This window comes from Pseudoalteromonas sp. BZK2 (assembly GCF_014349195.1).
Classification (GTDB): Bacteria; Pseudomonadota; Gammaproteobacteria; order Enterobacterales; family Alteromonadaceae; genus Pseudoalteromonas; species Pseudoalteromonas simplex.
The window spans coordinates 69,925-90,976 of sequence record NZ_JACSOG010000003.1 but is presented as its reverse complement, the minus strand read 5'-3'; the positions used below and the strand labels follow the sequence as shown (position 1 = coordinate 90,976).

At 41.9% G+C, this 21,052-nt stretch carries 19 protein-coding genes and 1 tRNA gene; 17 read left to right on the top strand and 3 right to left on the bottom strand.

Annotation, left to right across the window (positions count from 1 at the left end):
* Nucleotides 1-19 precede the first annotated feature (19 nt).
* The 11 genes from accC to BIZ38_RS02730 all read left to right on the top strand — a co-directional run bounded on the left by accC (nucleotide 20) and on the right by BIZ38_RS02730 (nucleotide 12,203).
* Nucleotides 20-1,360: an acetyl-CoA carboxylase biotin carboxylase subunit gene (gene accC / locus BIZ38_RS02780; RefSeq protein ID WP_054552430.1), complete on the top strand. Its 1,341-nt coding sequence runs from the start codon at nucleotides 20-22 to the stop codon at nucleotides 1,358-1,360.
* Nucleotides 1,361-1,502: 142 nt separating this feature from the next.
* Nucleotides 1,503-1,976, top strand: coding sequence for a tRNA (adenosine(37)-N6)-threonylcarbamoyltransferase complex ATPase subunit type 1 TsaE (gene tsaE / locus BIZ38_RS02775; RefSeq protein WP_187489507.1), 474 nt, complete (start codon nucleotides 1,503-1,505; stop codon nucleotides 1,974-1,976).
* A 66-nt stretch (nucleotides 1,977-2,042) separates the two neighbouring features.
* Nucleotides 2,043-3,350 carry an N-acetylmuramoyl-L-alanine amidase gene (locus BIZ38_RS02770; protein ID WP_262387547.1) on the top strand — a complete coding sequence of 436 codons (1,308 nt, stop codon included), beginning with the start codon at nucleotides 2,043-2,045 and terminating at the stop codon, nucleotides 3,348-3,350.
* A gap of 23 nt (nucleotides 3,351-3,373) precedes the next feature.
* Nucleotides 3,374-5,218: a DNA mismatch repair endonuclease MutL gene (gene mutL / locus BIZ38_RS02765; RefSeq protein WP_187489505.1), complete on the top strand. Its 1,845-nt coding sequence runs from the start codon at nucleotides 3,374-3,376 to the stop codon at nucleotides 5,216-5,218.
* Between the two features lie 15 nt (nucleotides 5,219-5,233).
* Nucleotides 5,234-6,151 (top strand): tRNA (adenosine(37)-N6)-dimethylallyltransferase MiaA, encoded by a 918-nt coding sequence (gene miaA / locus BIZ38_RS02760; RefSeq protein WP_187489504.1) that lies wholly within the window; start codon nucleotides 5,234-5,236, stop codon nucleotides 6,149-6,151.
* An 80-nt stretch (nucleotides 6,152-6,231) separates the two neighbouring features.
* Nucleotides 6,232-6,495 carry an RNA chaperone Hfq gene (hfq, locus tag BIZ38_RS02755; RefSeq protein WP_054552435.1) on the top strand — a complete coding sequence of 88 codons (264 nt, stop codon included), beginning with the start codon at nucleotides 6,232-6,234 and terminating at the stop codon, nucleotides 6,493-6,495.
* Nucleotides 6,496-6,512: 17 nt separating this feature from the next.
* Nucleotides 6,513-7,802 carry a ribosome rescue GTPase HflX gene (gene hflX, locus BIZ38_RS02750; RefSeq protein ID WP_054552436.1) on the top strand — a complete coding sequence of 430 codons (1,290 nt, stop codon included), beginning with the start codon at nucleotides 6,513-6,515 and terminating at the stop codon, nucleotides 7,800-7,802.
* Nucleotides 7,803-7,893: 91 nt separating this feature from the next.
* On the top strand, nucleotides 7,894-9,060 hold the full coding sequence (gene hflK, locus BIZ38_RS02745) for an FtsH protease activity modulator HflK (protein ID WP_054552437.1): 1,167 nt from the start codon (nucleotides 7,894-7,896) through the stop codon (nucleotides 9,058-9,060).
* A gap of 5 nt (nucleotides 9,061-9,065) precedes the next feature.
* Complete coding sequence (hflC, locus tag BIZ38_RS02740) at nucleotides 9,066-9,944, top strand: protease modulator HflC (protein ID WP_054552438.1); 879 nt, start codon at nucleotides 9,066-9,068, stop codon at nucleotides 9,942-9,944.
* Nucleotides 9,945-10,169: 225 nt separating this feature from the next.
* On the top strand, nucleotides 10,170-11,483 hold the full coding sequence (locus BIZ38_RS02735) for an adenylosuccinate synthase (RefSeq protein ID WP_054552439.1): 1,314 nt from the start codon (nucleotides 10,170-10,172) through the stop codon (nucleotides 11,481-11,483).
* Nucleotides 11,484-11,594: 111 nt separating this feature from the next.
* Entirely contained in the window at nucleotides 11,595-12,203 is a 609-nt protein-coding gene (locus tag BIZ38_RS02730) for a tetratricopeptide repeat protein (protein ID WP_138600165.1), read from the top strand.
* A 50-nt stretch (nucleotides 12,204-12,253) separates the two neighbouring features.
* Here BIZ38_RS02730 and BIZ38_RS02725 read toward each other — a convergent pair whose 3' ends face one another.
* A complete protein-coding gene (locus BIZ38_RS02725; RefSeq protein WP_138600166.1) occupies nucleotides 12,254-14,113 on the bottom strand; it encodes a cation:proton antiporter in 1,860 nt (619 codons plus the stop codon).
* 918 nt (nucleotides 14,114-15,031) lie between these two features.
* On the opposite strand from BIZ38_RS02725, the gene proB reads away from it, so the two are divergent.
* Together proB and BIZ38_RS02715 are read left to right on the top strand one after the other, a co-directional pair.
* Nucleotides 15,032-16,138, top strand: a complete 1,107-nt coding sequence (gene proB / locus BIZ38_RS02720) for a glutamate 5-kinase (RefSeq protein WP_138600167.1) — start codon at nucleotides 15,032-15,034, stop codon at nucleotides 16,136-16,138.
* Complete coding sequence (locus BIZ38_RS02715) at nucleotides 16,135-17,382, top strand: glutamate-5-semialdehyde dehydrogenase (RefSeq protein WP_138617986.1); 1,248 nt, start codon at nucleotides 16,135-16,137, stop codon at nucleotides 17,380-17,382. Before proB ends, BIZ38_RS02715 begins: the two co-directional genes overlap by 4 nt.
* Before the next feature lie 141 nt (nucleotides 17,383-17,523).
* On the opposite strand, the gene BIZ38_RS02710 is transcribed toward BIZ38_RS02715, so the two are convergent.
* Nucleotides 17,524-17,599, bottom strand: a tRNA-Ala gene (locus BIZ38_RS02710).
* Nucleotides 17,600-17,764: 165 nt separating this feature from the next.
* Here BIZ38_RS02710 and BIZ38_RS02705 point away from each other — a divergent pair.
* Nucleotides 17,765-18,151, top strand: a complete 387-nt coding sequence (locus BIZ38_RS02705) for a hypothetical protein (protein WP_187489503.1) — start codon at nucleotides 17,765-17,767, stop codon at nucleotides 18,149-18,151.
* Nucleotides 18,152-18,652: a prolyl-tRNA synthetase associated domain-containing protein gene (locus tag BIZ38_RS02700; RefSeq protein ID WP_058583962.1), complete on the top strand. Its 501-nt coding sequence runs from the start codon at nucleotides 18,152-18,154 to the stop codon at nucleotides 18,650-18,652.
* Here the strand turns inward: BIZ38_RS02700 and BIZ38_RS02695 are convergent.
* On the bottom strand, nucleotides 18,619-19,755 hold the full coding sequence (locus BIZ38_RS02695) for an MFS transporter (protein ID WP_166339850.1): 1,137 nt from the start codon (nucleotides 19,753-19,755) through the stop codon (nucleotides 18,619-18,621). The genes BIZ38_RS02700 and BIZ38_RS02695 overlap by 34 nt on opposite strands.
* Before the next feature lie 232 nt (nucleotides 19,756-19,987).
* Between BIZ38_RS02695 and BIZ38_RS02690 the strand changes: the two genes are divergently transcribed.
* Together BIZ38_RS02690 and BIZ38_RS02685 are read left to right on the top strand one after the other, a co-directional pair.
* Nucleotides 19,988-20,527 (top strand): DUF2058 domain-containing protein, encoded by a 540-nt coding sequence (locus BIZ38_RS02690; protein WP_063701878.1) that lies wholly within the window; start codon nucleotides 19,988-19,990, stop codon nucleotides 20,525-20,527.
* Nucleotides 20,528-20,630: 103 nt separating this feature from the next.
* On the top strand, nucleotides 20,631-20,954 hold the full coding sequence (locus tag BIZ38_RS02685; protein WP_054552448.1) for a c-type cytochrome: 324 nt from the start codon (nucleotides 20,631-20,633) through the stop codon (nucleotides 20,952-20,954).
* Nucleotides 20,955-21,052: the final 98 nt, after the last annotated feature.

Here is a 21,052-nt window from a genome sequence, read left to right as displayed (position 1 = left end):
GCAACAAAAGGCCAACTCTATGTTAGATAAAGTAGTCATTGCAAACCGAGGTGAAATTGCACTTCGCGTACTGCGCGCCTGCAAAGAGCTTGGGATCAAAACTGTTGCTGTGCATTCAACGGCAGACCGTGATCTTAAGCACGTGTTACTGGCAGACGAAACAATTTGTATTGGTAAACCAGCAGCCACTGAAAGTTACTTAGATATTCCGCGCATTATTGCAGCGGCAGAAGTAACAGACGCAGTTGCTATCCACCCAGGTTATGGTTTCCTTTCTGAAAATGCAGACTTTGCTGATCAAGTTGAGCAAAGCGGCTTTGTATTTATCGGTCCTAAAGGCGACACGATTCGTTTAATGGGTGATAAAGTTTCTGCAATCGAAGCGATGCGTAAAGCCGGTGTACCTTGTGTACCAGGTTCTGATGGCCCATTAACGGCAGACAGTGAGCGCAACATTCAAATCGCTAAGCGTATTGGTTACCCTGTAATCATTAAAGCAGCAGGCGGCGGCGGTGGTCGTGGTATGCGTGTTGTTCGCAGCGAAAAAGAACTGATTGATTCAATCGCTCTTACTCAGCAAGAAGCTAAGCAGTTCTTTGGTAATGGCATGGTTTACATGGAAAAATTCCTTGAAAACCCACGTCACATCGAAGTTCAAGTACTGGCAGACGGTCAAGGCAATGCAGTTCACTTAGGTGAGCGTGATTGTTCAATGCAACGTCGTCACCAAAAAGTTGTTGAAGAAGCGCCAGCGCCAGGTATCACAGCTGAAATGCGTAAGTTCATCGGTGACCGTTGTACTCGTGCATGTATCGAAATTGGTTATCGCGGTGCAGGTACGTTCGAATTCTTATACGAAAACGGCGAGTTCTATTTCATCGAAATGAATACCCGTATTCAGGTTGAGCACCCAGTAACAGAAATGGTTACTGGCGTTGACTTAATCAAAGAACAGCTAAAAATTGCAGCTGGCCAGCCACTATCATTCACACAAGAAGATGTGGTTATTCGTGGTCACGCAATTGAGTGCCGTATTAATGCGGAAGACCCAGACACTTTTATTCCATCACCAGGTAAAATCACGCGATTCCACCCTGCTGGCGGTTTAGGTATTCGTTGGGACAGCCACATCTACGCAGATTACACAGTACCACCTCATTACGATTCAATGATTGGTAAGCTGATCTGTTACGGTGAAAACCGTGATGTAGCCATTGCTCGTTCACGCAATGCGTTAAACGAATTAGTGATTGATGGCATCAAGACCAACACACCACTGCACAAGAAAATCTTGGCAGATGAGAACTTCCAAAACGGTGGTACAAACATCCACTACCTTGAGAAGAAACTAGGTCTGTAAACAAAATTCTGTTTAAGCTAAAAAGCCGGCAACTTTGCCGGCTTTTTTTTGTCAAAATAGTCATAAGAGTGATTCTCGCCTTACAAAAATATTCTGGTATGATTAACAAAGCAATGTGTTTTTAGTTTTTCATGAGGTAATAATGACCGACAGTGTTGGTTTTCCACTCGCTGATGAAGCAGCAACGGTTAATATGGGTAAGCAACTTGCAACCTTAATGGAGCAAGGAGCAGTCATCTATTTACATGGTGATTTAGGTGCCGGTAAAACGACATTAACCCGTGGTATCGTGCACGGTTTCGGTCATCAAGGTAAGGTTAAGAGTCCAACTTATACACTGGTTGAGCCTTACCAATTAGCCAAAGCTGATGTCTATCACTTTGATTTATATCGCTTAGGTGATCCTGAAGAACTTGAATATATGGGAATTCGTGACTATTTTTCACCACAGGCCATTTGTGTTGTGGAATGGCCTGAAAAAGGCGGCGAATTTATTCCAACACCAGATCTTGATATCACCCTACGCTATGAAGGCGAGGCGCGTGCTATTACAATTAATAGCTTAACCGAGCGTGGTAAGACTATCGTTCAGCAACTTACGAGCGCGCAAGAATAAACATATAAAAATAAAGGTGTATTAGTAAAAATGGGTCGTTGTACGTTTAAACTATTAACTACTTTGATGTTATTGGTTGTTAGCCAGATTGCGCTTGCACAAAATACCATTAATAGCGTACGAGTGTGGCCCTCACCTGACAGCACTCGAGTGGTCTTTGATTTAAACGATAAGCCTGATTTCAGCTATTTCATGCTGAAAAACCCAGCTCGTTTAGTCATTGATTTAAAAAATACCGACAAACTAGATAGCTTGCCTGCTATTCCTAAAAAGCATCAGATTGTTTCCAAACTGCGTTACTCAAAACCAAAAGACAGCAAAAGTGTACGTTTTGTCTTTGAGCTAGCCCGTGCCAGTAAACCTGTTGTATTTGCTTTACTACCAACCGATCCCTACAAGCATCGTTTAGTGGTTGACCTTGTTGATAAAACACCGAAGGCTGAGCCCGTTGTTTCGACCAATACCAGTGTGAAAAAACGCGAACTTAATCAAGAGCGCGATATTGTTATTGCCATTGATGCAGGTCATGGTGGTGAAGACCCAGGTTCAATTGGCCCGTCAGGCACTTATGAAAAAGATATTACGCTACAAATAGCGAAGCGCTTAGAGCGAATGATAGATGCTGAAAAAGGCATGATTTCGCGTATGGTGCGCCGCAGTGATTACTTTGTAAATCTAAACACCCGTACCAGCATAGCTCGTAAGAAAAAAGCTGATTTCTTTGTGTCGATTCATGCGGATGCCTTTACTAGCCCGCAGCCAAACGGTGCCTCAGTGTGGGTGCTATCACTGCGCCGTGCAAATTCAGAAATTGGTAAATGGATTGAGGATAAAGAAAAACACTCAGAGCTTTTAGGTGGTGCAGCTGGGGTATTAAAAGATACTGCAAGCGAAAAATATTTAGCACAAGCACTGCTAGATATGTCGATGGATCACTCGATGAAAACAGGTTTTAGTGTCGCAGAAGAAGTGGTTAGCGAATTACGAAAAGTGGCTAAAATGCATAAAAAACGCCCGCAAGCGGCGAGCCTTGCGGTATTGAAATCACCCGATATTCCGTCTATTTTGGTCGAAACAGGGTTTATTTCGAATCCGCGTGAAGAGCGAATGCTAAAAACGGCGCAGCATCAGGAGCGCTTAGCTAAAGCAATTTTCACCTCGATTAAAAATTACTACATGAAGAATCCACCAGATGATTCACTATTTGCTAAGTTAAAGTCGCAGTTTTCGACTAAACACAAAGTTCGCCCTGGTGAATCGTTAAGTATTTTAGCAAGCAGATACAACACCTCTGTGAGTAAGCTAAAAACGGCCAACAACTTAAAATCGAACACCTTATTTATTGGTCAAGAGCTTGATATTCCTCAAAGCTAGTCAATTTTCGTGTTAGGAACACTATGAGTATAGAAATACTACCCGCGCGATTGGCTAACCAAATTGCTGCGGGTGAAGTGGTTGAACGCCCAGCATCCGTTGTTAAAGAGCTGGTAGAAAACAGTTTAGATGCTGGCGCAACGCGCATTCAAATAGATATTGAGCGTGGTGGGCATAAGCTAATTCGTATCCGCGATAATGGCTCTGGCATTAATAAAGATGAGCTAACATTAGCCTTGTCGCGCCATGCTACGAGTAAGCTTAAGTCACTCGATGATCTTGAGAACATTTGCTCACTGGGTTTTCGTGGTGAAGCGTTAGCATCAATTAGTTCTGTTTCTCGCTTAACCTTAAGCTCAAAGCCAAAGCAGCAAGAGGCTGCATGGCAAGCGTTTGCTGAAGGTCGCGATATGGCGGTGCAGATTAAGCCAACCGCACACCCTGATGGTACCACCATTGAGGTGAAAGACTTATTTTTTAACACCCCTGCGCGCCGTAAATTTCTTCGCACCGAGAAAACCGAGTTTTCACATATTGATGAGCTCATAAAGCGTATTGCGCTGAGTCGTTTTGATGTCTCTATCACCCTGACTCATAATGGCAAGGTCGTGCGTCAATACCGTGCTAAACCAAACCCTGAGCAAGCGATAAGCCGTGTTGCACAAGTGGCGGGTAAAGCATTTAGTGAACAGGGGCTGCATATTCAGTCAGGTGAAGCAGGTTTGATGTTGCGAGGTTGGGTATTGCCCGTGGGCTCAACGAATAGCACGCAATATACCTATGTGAATAATCGCATGATGCGCGATAAACTCATTTTGCATGCAATCCGCCAAGCCTTTGAAGAAGTCGCAGGTTCAGAAGAGCTACCCGGTTTTGTCATTTATATTGATATTGACCCACGTCAGGTCGATGTAAACGTGCACCCAGCAAAACATGAAGTGCGTTTTCATCAAGGCCGTTTAGTGCATGACTTTATCCTGCAGGCAATAAAACAAGTGGTGGTGCCGCTTCAGCACGAAGCTGGTTTTACAGAGCATAATGACACTGCTTTTCAGCATGCTCCGTTTGATGAGGCGCACTCAAGCAGCACACAGCCAAGTTTTACTCAATCAGCGCCAACAGAGCAGTATGATTACCCTAAATCTGAATTACAGCCGACACGTTCAGTGAGTTATTCTGGGGCAACTGGAGCAGGGAGCTCTGGCGGTGGTTTTAGTAGTGACAGCCAGGGCCGCAGTAAAACATCTCACCAAGATGTCAATGCATTTTATCAAGAGATCAGCGAGCAACATGCTGCGCATTTTGACCAAGTACGCCCAGAGCCAAGCGTTAAAGTACCGGTTGTTGAGCAAGCTAAGCTTGCCAAACTCATCCACGTACGCGAGGGCGAATGCGTATTTAGTGAAGACAACCAACTCTTTGCTGCGCACTTTAAGCATGCTTTAGCACTCGACTGGCAAGCGCACGTAGAGCAAGCAGGTAGCCTTGATGGCAAAGCCTTGTTGTTACCTGTGCGAGTAAATGCAAGTGCTGATGATATTAGTGCGTTAAATGCTCAGCAGTCGTGGTTTACCTTGCTTGGTTTTGATTTAGTAATAGAAAAACAGTTTGTGATGGTTAAAAAGCTTCCGCCTTGCGTGTATTTACTTGATGTAAGTGATGCTATTGAGCGGCTTATTGCTGGCTGTAAAGCCTCACCAAGTTCACTCGATGAATGGTTAGCTTGGTTAGCTCAACAAATACCAACACGTTATTACGCAAGCCAAGCCTTTATGGAGCAAGTAGCTCGGTTAGAAAATAATCCACAAACTATGCAACGTTTACGTCAAAAAGCAGTTAAAATAGAACTATCTCAGTTTTTAAACTAAGCAAGGTATTTAGGCTTGAATAACTTACCCGTCATTTTTTTAATGGGACCAACCGCTGCAGGGAAAACAGATTTAGCAATTTCGCTGTGTGAGCATTTAAACACAGAAATAATCAGTGTTGATTCAGCATTAGTCTATAAAGATATGGACATCGGCACGGCAAAGCCAAATGCCGAAGAGCTTGCTCGTGCGCCGCATCACTTAATTGATATTATCGACCCAGCAGAAAGTTATTCAGTGGCAGATTTTCGCCGTGATGCAATTGAAAAGATTGATCTATTTCATCAGCAAGGTAAAGTACCTGTATTGGTTGGCGGTACAATGATGTATTTTAAGTCGCTTATTGATGGCTTATCACCGCTACCAGAGGCATCACCTGAAGTACGTGCTGAACTCGAAAAAGAAGCAGCGCAGTTTGGTTGGCCACATTTGCATAAAGAACTTGTGAAAATCGATCCTGATGCAGCGAAAAAAATGAGCGAAAATGATTCGCAAAGAATTAATCGTGCATTAGAAGTGTATCGTATAACAGGTAAAACAATGACTGAGCTGCAAAAACAAAAGCAGCCTGAGCTTCCTTATACTTTCTATCAATTTGCCATTGCACCTGATGATCGCAGTGAATTACATCAGCGAATTGAGAAAAGGTTTAAAATAATGCTCGATCAGGGGTTTGAAAATGAAGTTTCATCCCTATATAAACGTAAGGATTTACACCCAGACCTACCTTCGATTCGTTGTGTGGGTTATAGACAAATGTGGGATTACATTGCTGGCGAAATTGACTATGATGAAATGGTCTTTCGTGGTATTGCAGCCACACGGCAGTTAGCCAAGCGACAACTGACTTGGTTAAGAGGTTGGCCTGAAGTAATTTGGTTGACTACGGGTGATGAAGAAAACTTGCAACGTGTAGTAAGTTCGCTAAGCTAGTAGTAGCTGAAAGTTTTTTAGCTTTGTTAAATTAGTTCAGCTACTTAATTATAATAACACCTAGAACGAAGGAAAATAACATGGCAAAAGGCCAGTCGTTACAAGACCCATTTTTAAATGCGTTACGTCGTGAGCGCATTCCAGTATCAATCTTTTTGGTTAATGGCATTAAATTGCAGGGTAAAATCCAGTCATTTGACCAATTTGTTATTTTACTTGAAAACACCGTAAATCAAATGGTGTATAAACACGCTATTTCAACTGTTGTTCCAGCGCGTTCTGTTAACTTCCAAGGCGTTCAAGGAAGTGATGATTCAGAAGAGCAAGAATCTGGAAATTTTTAAACTTAGGAGCGTAATGCTTGTTTGACCGTTATGAAGCCGGCGAACAGGCAGTTTTAGTTCATATCGACTTACCTAAAGAAGGAGATCGCGAAGATCTTCACGAATTAGAGTTGTTGGTATCTTCTGCTGGTGTTAGTAGTTTGGCGATTGTGCAAGGCAGTCGTCAAGCACCGCATCCGAAACTTTTCGTCGGGACCGGAAAAGCAGAAGAAATCGCTGAAACTGTCAAAATCCACAATGCAGATGTCATTATTTTCAACCATCAACTTAGCCCGTCACAGGAACGCAATTTAGAGCGCGTTTGCCAGTGCCGCGTTCTTGATCGTACGAGTTTGATCTTAGATATTTTTGCGCAGCGAGCGCGAACTCACGAAGGTAAACTTCAGGTTGAGTTAGCTCAGTTACGCCATATTTCTACTCGCTTGATCCGTGGTTGGACCCACCTTGAAAGACAAAAAGGCGGGATAGGGTTACGTGGTCCGGGTGAAACCCAGCTCGAAACCGATAGACGATTACTGCGCGCAAGAATTAAAAATATTCGTGCCCGTTTAGATAAAGTTGCTGTTCAACGTGAGCAGGGGCGACGTGCGCGTACGCGAAATGAAATTCCAACTGTGTCACTAGTAGGTTATACCAATGCGGGTAAATCAACGTTATTTAACCGTATTACTGACTCAGATGTGTATGCTGCTGATCAGCTATTCGCAACCCTAGATCCAACCTTACGTAAGTTAGACATCGGCGATATAGGTCCAATTATTTTAGCGGATACGGTAGGTTTCATTCGTCACTTACCTCATGACCTTGTTGCAGCATTTAAAGCGACCTTAACAGAAACCCGTGAAGCTGATTTACAGTTGCATGTTATCGATGTGGCAGACCCTCGTCGAAAAGAAAATATTGAGCAAGTACAGTCTGTTTTAAAAGAAATCGAAGCAGATGAAGTGCCGCAATTATTGGTTTATAACAAAATTGATGCGCTAGATGACGTTGCGCCACGTATAGATAGAAACGACGAAGGTCAACCGGTACGAGTCTGGTTGTCGGCGCGCACTGGCGTTGGCTGTGAACTGCTAAGTGAGGCAATTAATGAGTTACTTGCCAAGAAGATGTTTGCTGATGAGCTAAAATTACCACCACAACATGGTCGTATTCGTGCAGCATTATTCAACTTAAACGCAGTTCATCAAGAACGTTTTGATGAGCAAGGAAACTGGTTGTTATCGGTACGCTTGCCAATGGCAGAATGGAATCGCTTGAAAAAAGAGATGGGACAAGACCTCGACTCTTTTGTAGTGACTGATTAAAAATCGCCAGCATTTGTCTTTTTTAGTATGAGAAATGCTGTAGATTTGATAGATTTAACCTAATTCATTTAGATAACAATGGAGTATAGCTATGGCCTGGAATGAACCGGGTAATAATGGCAATGATAAAGATCCGTGGAATAATAAAGGCGGAAAAGATCAAGGCCCACCTGATTTAGACGAGGTAATGCGTAAATTCGGCAACAAGTTTGGCGGTTTATTTGGTGGTAATAAGCCAGGTAAAAACGGCGGCGGACTTGGTGGCGCAGGCATTTCTTTCATCCTTATTATTGCCGTCATTGTATGGGCATTAAGTGGTATTTACACGGTAAAAGAAGCCGAGCGCGGTATTGTTTTACAATTTGGACAATACAATCGCATTGCAGAACCTGGCTTACGTTGGAAAATGACCTTCATTGAACGCGTGATCCCTGTAGATATTGAAGCGGTTCGCTCGTTATCTGCAAAAGGTTTCATGCTGACAGAAGACGAGAACGTGGTAAATGTAGAGTTTGAAGTACAATACCGTGTTATCGATCCACACCTATACAAGTTTAGCGTAACCGACGCAGATGGCAGCTTGAAACAAGCGCTTGATAGTGCTCTTCGTTATGTGATTGGTCATGTAAAAATGGACCAAGTGCTAACAACTGGTCGTGAGTTAGTGCGCCAACAAACGTGGGATGAACTAAACAAAATCATTGAGCCTTACAACTTAGGTATTATCGTAAGCGATGTGAACTTTAAAGATTCACGTCCGCCGGGTGAAGTAAAAGACGCGTTTGATGATGCTATTGCTGCACAAGAAGATGAAGAACGCTTTATTCGTGAAGCTGAGGCTTACGCTCGTGAAATTGAGCCTCGTGCCCGTGGTCAAGTTACGCGAATGACACAAGAAGCAGAAGCGTACCGTGAGCGTATTACTCTAGAAGCGCAAGGTGAAGTAGCACGTTTTGAAAAACTGTTACCTGAGTACCAAGCTGCGAAAGAAGTAACCCGTAAGCGCTTATATATCGATGCGATGGAAGAAGTGCTAGGTAACAGCTCTAAAGTGTTAGTTGATGTAGAGGGCGGTAATAATATGATGTATCTACCGCTTGATAAAATCATGGAAAAGCAAGGTACAGCAACGCGTGTTGCGCTACCAAGCTCAAGTGATATTCAAGATCTTCGCAATAAGTTAAATCCATCACGTAACAGCACGGTTAATTCAAGTAATGATCGTTTCGCAACTGACCGTTTTAATGAGGGGAGATAAGTAAGATGAAAAATTTTAGTTTAGTAATACTTGCCCTTGCAGTTGTGCTGTCTTTTTCTGCGATTTTTGTTGTACAAGAAGGCGAAAAAGCAATTGTCTTATTATTCAGCAAAGTTGAAAAAGACAGTGACGATAACGCTGTAGTATATGGCCCAGGTTTACACTTAAAAGTACCTTTCTTTAGCCAAGTACGTCGCTTAGATGCACGAATTCAAACGCTAGATGGTGAAGCTGACCGCTTTGTTACTAGTGAGAAAAAAGACTTAATCGTTGATTCTTATGTGAAGTGGCGCATTAATGACTTTAGTGCATTTTACCTACGTGCCCGTGGTGATAAGCAATATGCTGAAACACTGCTTAAGCAAAAGGTGAACAATGGACTTCGTACTAATTTCGGTTCACGTACAATCAAAGAGATTGTCTCTGGCGAGCGTAGTGAATTGATGGAAGAAGCGTTAGTTCAAGCGTCTGAAAGTGCGCAAGAGCTAGGTATTGAAGTACTTGACGTACGTGTTAAGCAAATTAACTTACCACAAGAAGTGAGTAGCTCAATCTTCCAGCGTATGCGTGCTGAGCGTACTGCAGTAGCTAAAGAGCACCGTTCAGAAGGTCAAGAAAAAGCTGAGACAATTCGCGCAGAAGTAGACCGCCGTGTAACCGTAATGCTTGCAGATGCTGAACGTAATGCTCGTACAGTTCGTGGTCAAGGTGATGCTGATGCTGCTGCTATCTATGCTAATGCATATAACAAAGACGCTGAATTCTTTGGTTTTATGCGCAGCCTAGAAGCATACAAAAATACCTTTAAAGATAAACAAGACGTGATGGTAATTTCACCTGATAGCGACTTCTTTAATTATATGAAAGGTACAAAAGTACAGTAAGTAATACTCGTATGATCAAAAGCCCCGCAATTTGTGGGGCTTTTTTGTTTCTGTAAGTGATTAATTTTTATTCTTAACAATTTTATAAACCTCTGTTCTGCATGTAGTTGTTTAAGTAATTGAGAAGATAAAAATTCAGGCGCAGAAAAAATAAGCTAAACGGGGTGATCTTTCACCTCGTTTTCTGATAAAATCTCGTCCTAATTTTTTCTAAGTGAATTTGCAATGGGTAAAAACGTTGTTGTACTAGGCACCCAATGGGGTGACGAAGGTAAGGGTAAGGTAGTTGACCTCCTTACAGACAAAGCATCTTTAGTAGTTCGTTATCAAGGTGGTCATAACGCAGGCCATACTCTGGTAATCAACGGTGAAAAGACGGTTTTACACCTTATTCCATCGGGTGTATTACGTGACAATGTTAAGTGTGTGATCGGTAATGGTGTTGTTTTATCACCAGAAGCATTAATGAAAGAAATTGGCATGCTAGAAGAGCGTGGCGTACCAGTACGTGAGCGCTTATTAATCAGCGAAGCATGTCCATTAATTTTACCTTTCCACATTGCATTAGATTTAGCCCGTGAAAAAGCACGTGGCGATAAGCCAATTGGCACTACAGGTCGTGGTATCGGTCCAGCTTATGAAGATAAAGTTGCACGTCGTGGTTTACGTGTAGGTGACTTATTCAATCCTGAACAGTTTGCTAGCAAGCTTAAAGAAGTATTGGAATACCATAACTTCACTTTAGAGCATTACTACAAAGCTGAACCAGTTGACTTCCAAAAGACATTTGACGATGCAATGGCTATCGCAGATATCTTAAAAGCAATGGTTGTTGATGTTACTGAGCTTCTTGACCAAACGCGTTTAGCGGGCGACAACATCTTATTTGAAGGTGCGCAAGGTACATTACTTGATATCGACCACGGTACTTACCCGTACGTAACATCATCAAACACAACAGCTGGTGGTGTAGCGACTGGTGCTGGTTTTGGTCCATTACACCTTGATTACGTGTTAGGTATTATCAAAGCTTACACTACACGTGTAGGTTCTGGTCCATTCCCTACAGAGCTTTACGACGGTCTTGATAAGCAAGATCCAGTTGGTAAGCACTTAGGTGATAAAGGTCATGAGTTCGGTGCGACGACAGGTCGTTTACGCCGTACAGGTTGGTTAGACGCAGTGGCAATGCGCCGTGCAGTGCAAATCAACAGCATCTCAGGTTTCTGTTTAACTAAACTAGACGTTTTAGACGGTTTAGAAACATTAAAAATCTGTACTGGTTACCAGTTAGAAGATGGCACAGTAACGAACGTTACACCATTAGCAGCTGAAGGTTACGAGAAAGTAACACCAGTATACGAAGAGATGCCAGGCTGGTCAGAAAACACAGTAGGTGCTACGTCAGTTGATCAATTACCGCAAGCGGCACTTGATTACATCAAACGTATTGAAGAAATCACTGGTGTTCCAGTTGATATCATCTCTACTGGTCCAGACCGTGTAGAAACTATGGTATTACGCAGCCCATTTGCATAATCGTCATAGTGACTGAAAAAGCTGCTTCGGCAGCTTTTTTTGTGCCTAAAATTCACTTGGTATAATATTTGTATATTATTTGCTAAGACTGACTTTATTTAAGTGATTTTGATGCGTGTTTTATTGCCTTTAACATTACTCTTCTCAAGCCTGAGTATGGCTGAAGAGCCTATCACAGCTGTGCCTCTTTACACAGAGAGCGAGTTAATAGGCTTGATCAATAAAAATACACACCTTGCACGTGTCAAGGCAGATGATTGCCAGTTAGTGCAAGATATCGAAGCGCGAGCCAATAAAATGGCACTGCCATCATATCAGTTCCTGTATGGCGATATGCTAGCTTATGCGGTGTGTGTAGACCGTAATGTAGAGTTAGGGGTTTATTACATGCGTCAGGCCGCTCAGCAAGGGCTAGGCGCGGCTTTAGAGCAGCTTGGTCGCTACTATGATGTAGGTCAGTTAGTGCAGCAAGATAAAGCAATGGCGGTGACCTATTTACGAGAAGCATCAGCTCAAGGTAACCTAAAGGCACAAATGCGTTTGGTTAATCTATTTAATCAAGGTTATGGCAGCCCACGAGATTATGAAGACGCCTACCGTTGGTTATTTCATTCAATGGTTGCCGATAAAGCAACTCACAAGAAAGTCGAAAATTTACTCGCTAAGCTTGCCGAAAAAATGCCAGACAGCGTCGTTGCACGCGCCCGTTTACCTATGTAGGCAAATAAAAATACATGCAAATAAATAGGCCAGCTAATGCTGGCCTTTTTTTATTTCTCTTCTTTATTTTCTTTTGGTTTGCCGTTATTCGGGTCTTTTAGCACCGATAGTTTAGGCGGTTGAAGTGCCACAATACGTTCACCTACTTGTGGAGGTTTTTCCATATTTGTCGTGAACGGGCGAATTTTAATAGGCGTATCGTCATCATCGCTTTTTTCACCATTTAAAATAAATAATGGGATTGCTTCGCTATTAACTTCTTTATATTGATCCCAACTAAACTCTTCAGAAATACGCGTCGCACTAACTTTGCCGCCTTTGGCAATTAAGCTGCTTAAACGGGCATAAGCGCCATTGTCGCCAAACAGAATTTGTCGTGACAAGAAGGTCGCACTGTCTTTATTCGCTTTTGCATGGTTAGTCGAAGAGCGCAGAGAAAATACATTCTTTTCGTCGAACAAATGCGAGAAGTATTGTACGCCTAATGCATTGTGATGGCGGTTAGGTGAAAGCGCGAGTACGCTACGAATTGTTGTTAATGGTAAATAACGCTCCGCATGCTCTGACTGCGGATTACCATAGTAACAAGGTAAGCCATCCATGCGTGCCATTTTACAGTTTTCCCATGCAGGATCAGATAAGTGCACCGGAATATTTTGATCTTTTAAGCCGCAAGCAATAGCACGGGCTACATGGTTTGCGCCAATAATTAAAATAGTATTTGGCGCAGGCTGGCGTACTTTTAATAACTTTGCCAACGGTGTTGCTGTAAGGCTTTGCAGTACTACAGTAATAATAATTACAGTAAATATAAGTGGCACTATTTTTTCAGCATCGGCAATGCCAGCTTCGACCATACTTAGAGCAAATACAGAGCCCACCGCAGCGGCAACGATACCCCGTGGTGCAATCCACGACAGAACTAAACGAGACTTAAGTGGTAAATCAGTTTTAAAGGTCGATATTGCAATACAGGCTGGGCGAGCCACAAAAAGCACGATGGCTAAGAAAATAAACACATCGCTATGTAACATCATTAAATCTGATAACTGTAGTCGGGCTGCAAGTAAGATGAACAGTGATGAAATTAAGATCATCGAAAGGTCTTCTTTAAATTCAAGCACAGAGTCAATTTCGAGATCATCTTGGTTAGCAAGCCAAATACCAAACACGGTAACAGCGAGGAGGCCAGATTCATGGCTTAGGTGGTTCGAAACCGTAAAGCTAATCAGTACTAAGGCTAAAATGCCAAACTTGTGTAACTCAAATGGTAGCCATTCTCGGCGTATCAGCAATGTGGTAAGCCAACCGGCAACGACACCAATGGTTAAACCAACTCCCAGGGTTTTAAAGAGCGCGATAATGGTATGACTCAGTACTTCGCCTTGACCTACAAGCATGACAGCTTCAAATACTAGTACTGCGAATAATGCACCTATAGGGTCTATAACAATACCTTCCCAACGCAAGATGCGGTCAATATCTTGAGTAGGTCTCATAGAGTTTAACAGCGGCGCAATAACTGTAGGTCCAGTTACAACAAGCACCGCCCCAAGTACTGCAGCAACTCGCCAGTTCAGCTCTAAAATCCAATAAGCGCTGAAGCTGATTACTAAGCAAGTCGTGAGCATTCCAATAGAGCAGAGGTTACGAACTACCTTACCAATCCCTTTTAACTCTCTGAAGTGTAAGGTTAGTGAACCCTCAAATAAGATCACCGCCACACTTAAAGAAACTACAGGGAAGAGTAAATCACCCAGTAGAGCGTCAGGTTCTAGTACGCCACTAAATGGCCCTAAAACTAAACCTGTTAGTAGTAAAAATAAAATAGCGGGTACGCGAAACGCCCATGCGACCCACTGTGCTAATACTGAGCACAATGCGATCCCTGCTATATAAATTGCTGACATAGAATAAATTATCCTTTTGTTACTACTGTTCAAAAAAGGTCGAATCACATTATTTATGATGTAATGCAATCCTCAATTAGACCTTTGAAATAAAATTGCCTGCTTATTAAAGCTTACTCATCACTATAGACACAAGCAAACTTGATGCTTCAAATACGATTTTAGTCGTTATTACTACTTTTTGGGGTTATATCTAAAACAAAAGTCAGGTTTGCAGAGAAAAAATCATTAGGGCTAACATATGGTGATCTAACTTATTGTTAAAAAGTATTTATTTTTCCTATTTATGGCAAGTATAAAAGCTGTGATTACTTTTCGCCCTTGATCTTTACCCCTAATTTCCCGTATTATATTTCGTGTTCAAACAATTTGATATCTAAATGTTTATCGGTGTTGCTACAGTTTTCTAGAGCTTTACCTCTAAATAATCAATTGCTTGTAACAATTTTAGTGTTTTATACACTTTGTTTTCTAATTAAATAGAAATGAGCTTTCCCGTGTTCAGTGTGTATTTATTACGTGTTGAATAGAATATAAGTTCATTATCTGGTCAATGTTTAGTTCCCATCGTGGCAGCTAAATCTCGGTCATACAATCTACACCCTATCTGTTGGTGTACCAGATTGTATAGGCTCTATGTATGTTGTTATTAATAAAAGCCTCACACAGCTTTTTACAGCGATACATAAACAACACTTATCTCTTTTTATCAACTTATGGTTTATAACCGTTTGGTCTACTGACTGAATAAAAGTTGTGCTATATCTAATCGCAGTACTTGCGTGGCGTAGTCGTGTGCATAGATAAGTTGTTTGGCAAAGTGATAATAGTCAGTGCGTTTAGTAAAGCTAAACGCGAGTCTTTTAATCAGTGGCAAATTGGCACTGAACAGATAGTAAAATGGAAAGTTGAACAGTTATGCAAAAGTTAAATTGGCGACGTATAGTACTAAAAGTAGGTAGCGCATTAATCGCACCCGAACAAGACGGGTGTCGCTCACGTTATTTACTGACCATTGCACAGTTCATCGTTCGCTGTCGAGCGCAAGGTATCGAAGTTATTTTAGTATCATCGGGTTCGGTAGCTGCTGGTTCGCATTTATTCCCTGAACAAGAAAAGCGTTCAGTGACGATGAAAAAAGCAATGGCTGCTGCCGGTCAGACAGAAATGATGGCGATGTGGGATCGTTTCTTTGATTTCCCATCAGCACAGATTTTATTAACTCATGGTGACTTACGTGACCGTGAGCGTTATACCAGTATTCGTGAAACAGTTTTCACCTTACTGGAGCATGGTGTATTACCTATCATTAATGAGAATGACACGGTAACAACTGATGATTTAAAAGTTGGCGACAATGATAACTTGTCGGCAATGGTAGCCGCAGCGGCGGACGCAGATGCATTGATGATTTTTTCGGATGTTGATGGTCTTTATGACAAAAATCCGAATTTACATGAAGATGCAGTGCTTTTACCAGAAATTGATAGCATCGATGAATCAATTTACGCCATGGCCGGTTGTGCAACCAGTGCCGTTGGTACAGGTGGTATGAAAACGAAAATCGAAGCGGCAGAAAAAGCCACTTCACATGGTATTACAACCTTTATTTTAAATGGTTTTAAAGAAGAGACATTTAACCGACTGCTTGCGGGTGACAACCCAGGTACTATCTTCAAACCATATGAGAAACCGATGCAAGAAGCAGTGCATTGGATGACTCACACAGCTAACGAGCAGGGTGAGGTTGTCGTTGAAGGTTCATTCGATGAATCATTAAAAGATGAAGACGGTTGTATTCGTAGCGATGAAATCGTTGCAGTACACGGAGAATTTGGCGTAGGCGATACCATTTTAGTTCGTAGTGATGATGGTACGCGTCTAGCAAAAGCAACAGCGAACTACAGTAGCTGTTTATTGAATTTTATTGCTGACAACGAGCAAAGTGAATTTAGCGAAAAAATGCAAGATTCAATCGGCCCAGTTGTTTCAGAGAAAGATATCGCATTATTGGAGAAGTCATGAGTTTAATTACGGATATTTCGAGTCAAGCTGCAAAAGCTGCAACCCAGTTAGCTTTACTTGATACTGCTACTAAGAATCAAGTGTTAACTGAGATGGCAGAGGCGTTACGCGAAAGCAAAGCGTTTATCATCAAAGAGAACGAAAGCGATTTAGCGGCAGCACGTGATAATAACCTTGCTGCGTCTATGATTGACCGTTTAACGCTTAACGATGAACGCATTGAAGCAATGGCTGAAGGCATCGAAGTAATTGTTAGCCTTGATGATCCTGTAGGCCAATTACGTGAAATTTCAGAGCGTCCAAACGGTATTAAGATCAGCAAGATGCGCGTACCACTGGGTGTTGTGTGTATGATTTATGAAGCACGCCCGAATGTGACGGCTGATGCCGGTGCGTTATGCTTTAAATCGGGTAATGGTGTTATTTTACGTGGTGGTAAAGAAGCTCTTCGCAGCTCGCAAGCAATCGCAAGTGTAATGCACAAAGTACTTGAAAAGCATGGTTTACCTGCTGCGTTGATTTCAGTGATCCCAGATCCAGACCGTGGTCTGCTCATGGAGCTGATGCAACAGCGTGACACTATTGATTTAATCATTCCGCGTGGTGGTGAAGGTTTAATTAATTTTGTAACAGAAAACAGTACTATTCCAGTGATCCAACACTTTAAAGGTGTATGTCACCTTTATGTAGATAAAGACGCTGATCTGAACGTAGCAATCAATTTACTATTAAATGGTAAAACCCAGCGTACAGGTGTGTGTAATGCCCTAGAAGGTTTAGTGGTTCATCAAGATATCGCTGATGAGTTTTTAAACCTATGTGCAGTTGTTCTTCGTCAAGAAGGCGTTAAAGTAAATGCAGATGCGAAAGCTGCCGAGTACTTTGATAATGCAACAGTACTTGCTGACGACGAGTTTGGTGAAGAGTACTTAGATTTAGAAATCGCAATTAAAGTTGTACCTGACTTTGCCGGTGCCATTGATCATATTGCTAAGTTTGGTTCAAACCACACTGAAGTGATTTGTACTAAAGACCAAGCTGCGGCGCAGTTATTCCAACGCAGTGTGGATGCATCTGTGGTAATGGTTAATGCATCATCGCGTTTTTCTGATGGTTCACAGTTAGGTTTAGGTGCCGAGATTGGCATTGCGACAACTAAGCTACATGCTTACGGTCCAATGGGTCTTGAGTCACTTACAACTGAAAAATACTTAGTGAATGGCGAAGGTCAAATTCGTGAGTAATCACTAAAGTAATTGCTTTAAAAAGCCGGGCTTTGCTCGGTTTTTTTGTGTCTAAAACAAATAAATAAAACGAATCGAAATATGAATATGAGTTTGTTTAGATATTTAATTTGGCAGATTGCCTAAAGAGAGGTAGGAAAGTGGTGGAGCTAAGCAGGATCGAACTGCTGACCTCCTGCGTGCAAGGCAGGCGCTCTCCCAGCTGAGCTATAGCCCCACATTCCTAAATACAGGATGCTTAAGTCTTGCGTCTCAAGCGGGGTGAACTTTAAATATTTTTGCATTTGTGGTCAAGTATTTTTTTTAAAATGTTCGAATTTTTACTCTGTTGTTTTATTTTTGGTAGACTAAAGCGCATTCACTGTTTAAGGCTTATCCAATAATGAAAAAAATAGCATGGCTTTTGGTTGTTTTACTTGCCGGTTGCGCAAGCCAAGAAGAAGCGCCTCCTTTTGAAATCAATAATAAACAGTTTTACGAAAAGAATGACGAGCAATGCAATAAAATCTTTGCCTATGTGGTGTCAGTTAAAGCACAGGGCAGACGCCCAATTAATCTCGATAAGCCAATGACACGTAGGCAGTTTAAAGATTTTGCCGAGCAAGAAGTATTTGAAGAGTCGAGCAACTTAAAACTTATGCTCGAAGACCAAGCGGTTGAATTATTAAATGAAGAGCTTAAAGAGCGACAATACTGCGACGATAAACACGTTATTGACGAAGTATTATGGCGTGATTTAAGTGTGCAATTACGAGGACGTTGTTTGTAAATGTATGCAGATAAAAGCAAGTTAGCTGCTACGCTAGCTCAATTAGATATTAATTATGATGTGATTGAGCATCCACCATTACACGGCAGCTTAGATGCCGATAAGTTTATGCTCGATAGACCGGGCACTCGATTAAAAAACCTGTTTTTACGAGATAATGAAGGTAAGCGCCACTTTTTAGTGATCACTGCTCACGATAAGCAGCTCGACTTAAAAGCCATTGCTCAGCAGCAGGGGTTATCTCGCTTAGGGTTTGCATCTGATGAGCGGTTAGCGCGTTATCTTAAAGTGCCACCGGGCTGTGTTTCTATGTTGGCACTGTTAAACGATAAGCAAAATAATGTCACTCTTTGGCTAGACCAAGAAATTTGGTTTAACGAGCTTTTTCATTGTCACCCTTTTGAAAATACCGCCACTTGGCTGATGAAAAAAGAGGACTTAGAGCTGTTTTTTGAAAGTACCGGGCATCAACCACGTATTGTATTTCTACCTGCCAAATAAACTAAGCTTAAACCTACTAAGCAGACTAAAAGTAGCACGGTCATAAAGGCAACTTGGCCGTGTTGCTGATATACCAGCCCTGGCAATAATGAACCTAATGCCCCACCGCTATAATAAAACGAGACATAACCGCCATTGGTGACACTTGCAGGTGCGCTGCTGATTTTATTTACCAGTGGAGCGGCACTTGAGTGGATAACAAACATTGCACCGCAAAAGCCAGTAAAAGCAATAACAAAAAGTAATAACTGTTGGCTCATCAATAGCACCATCGTCAGGCTATAGAATACAAAAACCCAGGTTAATAAACGCCAAGGTGTTGATGACTTTCGTAACAGCCAAGGTGTGGCTATGGAAGCCAGCGCGCCTAACAAGTAGCCGCTGTAAACCAGTCCGATGTCTCGGGTGTTAGTGATAGCAAAACTGTCTTGCAGAATGAAAGGTAAATAATTTAACAGTGCCGCAAAACAAAAGAACATACAAAACACCGCTCCGTAGAGCTTTAATACCAACGGATCTTTTAATTGCTTTAGATACAACAGCGGCGACTTTGCAGCATGAATACTCGCGCCTTTACCTGATTTAGGAATGGCGAGTGCAAATAGTACTAACCCAAGCGCAATCACATAATAAAAACTTTGCCAGCTCAAAAAGTCAGTAAACAAGGCGGCGAGCATACGTCCGAAGTAGCCACCAACAATGGTGCTGCCAATGTAAAGCGTCATGTTACGTTGTAATTGGTCAGCCTGAAAAGTCACACCAATATAACTGGTCATGGCAGTGAGCGCTGCGGGTAGGGTGATCCCTTGTATAAAACGAACCAGTAATAGCAACTCAAAGCTTGGTGCTAAAGTAAAAGCGATACAGCTGATTGCTAACACAAACATGGCAATCTTTAAAATTGTGAGTGGGTTTCGCTTAGCTAAAAACAAGCCATACACTAAAGGTGCAATGGCTAGTGGCAACATAGTTGCGGTCATTAAGCTACCAGCAGTGGCTGGCGATACAGAAAAATGACTGGCAAATAATCCAAGTAAGGGTTGTGGGGCGTATAAAACAAAGAAAATAAACACAGAGCAAAGTAACAAATGTCGCAGCTGCATTTTTAGCTCCCAAGAGGAAAAGCCCTAGCTTATCGGGTACAGGTTTTTTTACAAGTTCAAAGGCGACTAAAATGATAAATCTTGCGTTAAATCAATATGTCATGATTTCATCGCGTGTTAATCTCACATCAATATACTCGATTGCTGTGAATCAAGTGGGCTCAGTACTGTTATTTGTTGGCAGAGCTGATTAAAATAACCCTAATACGCATTAATAAATTGGAATTTCGTCATGGGTTCATTACAAGATCAATTACTTAAAGCTGGTCTTACTACGGCACATAAAGCTAAAGTAGCCAAAACAGAAAAGCGCAAACAGCAAAAGAAGAAAAAGAAAGGCGCCACGAGTAATCCTAGCGATCTGCAAAAACATATTGAACAAACTAAGCTTGAGCAGCAGAAAAAAGCCGACGAGCTTAATAAAGCGCGTTTAGAAGAGCAAAAGCAACGTGAGCAAGTAGCGCGCGTTAAACAGATTTTAGAGCATCACAACCAAGATGAAATCCGTGGTGATCGCACATTTAACTTCACTTATCAAAATAAAGTGAAAGAGCTCGAAGTAAATGAAAAAACACAAAAGGCCCTAGCTGGTGGCCGCTTAGCAATTTGTGTTTTAGAAGGCCAATTTTTTGTACTGGAAGACGAACCAGCACGAAAAGTCGCTGAAGTCAGCGAAGACTACATAGTGTTCCATGTTGAGCCTGAAGATAAGCAAAAGGATGAAGATGATCCGTATGCTGATTTTGAAGTACCTGATGATTTAATTTGGTAGTGACTGTTTCTATTGCCGTTACAATTTTCGGGTGCAATATTGTTAAATCATGGTCTACACTAAAGAAAATGTTTAATAACCCGTCAAAAAAGAGAAAATAGATATGAGCAAGATCACGAAAATTTTATGTGGGGCTGGCATTGCAATGGCTGCAAGCCTATCTTTCAACACTATGGCTGCGGATGGTGCAACACTATACACAGCTAAGCTTTGCCAAACTTGCCACGGTGCAGAAGGTAAAGCGCCTATCATGCCTCAGTACCCTAAATTAAATGGTCAAAATAAAGAGTACTTACTAGCACAAATGAAAGACATTAAGTCAGGTGCGCGTAGCAACGGTATGGCTGCTGCGATGAAAGCAATGGTTGCAAACGTATCTGAAGAAGAAATGGCTGCAATTGCTGATTACTTATCACAAGTAAAATAAACACCATTTTAGCGTGAAAAGGCCACATCAATTGATGTGGCCTTTTTGTATCACCTATTGATCATCTATTAATAGTAATTTAGACTTCTATACATCTA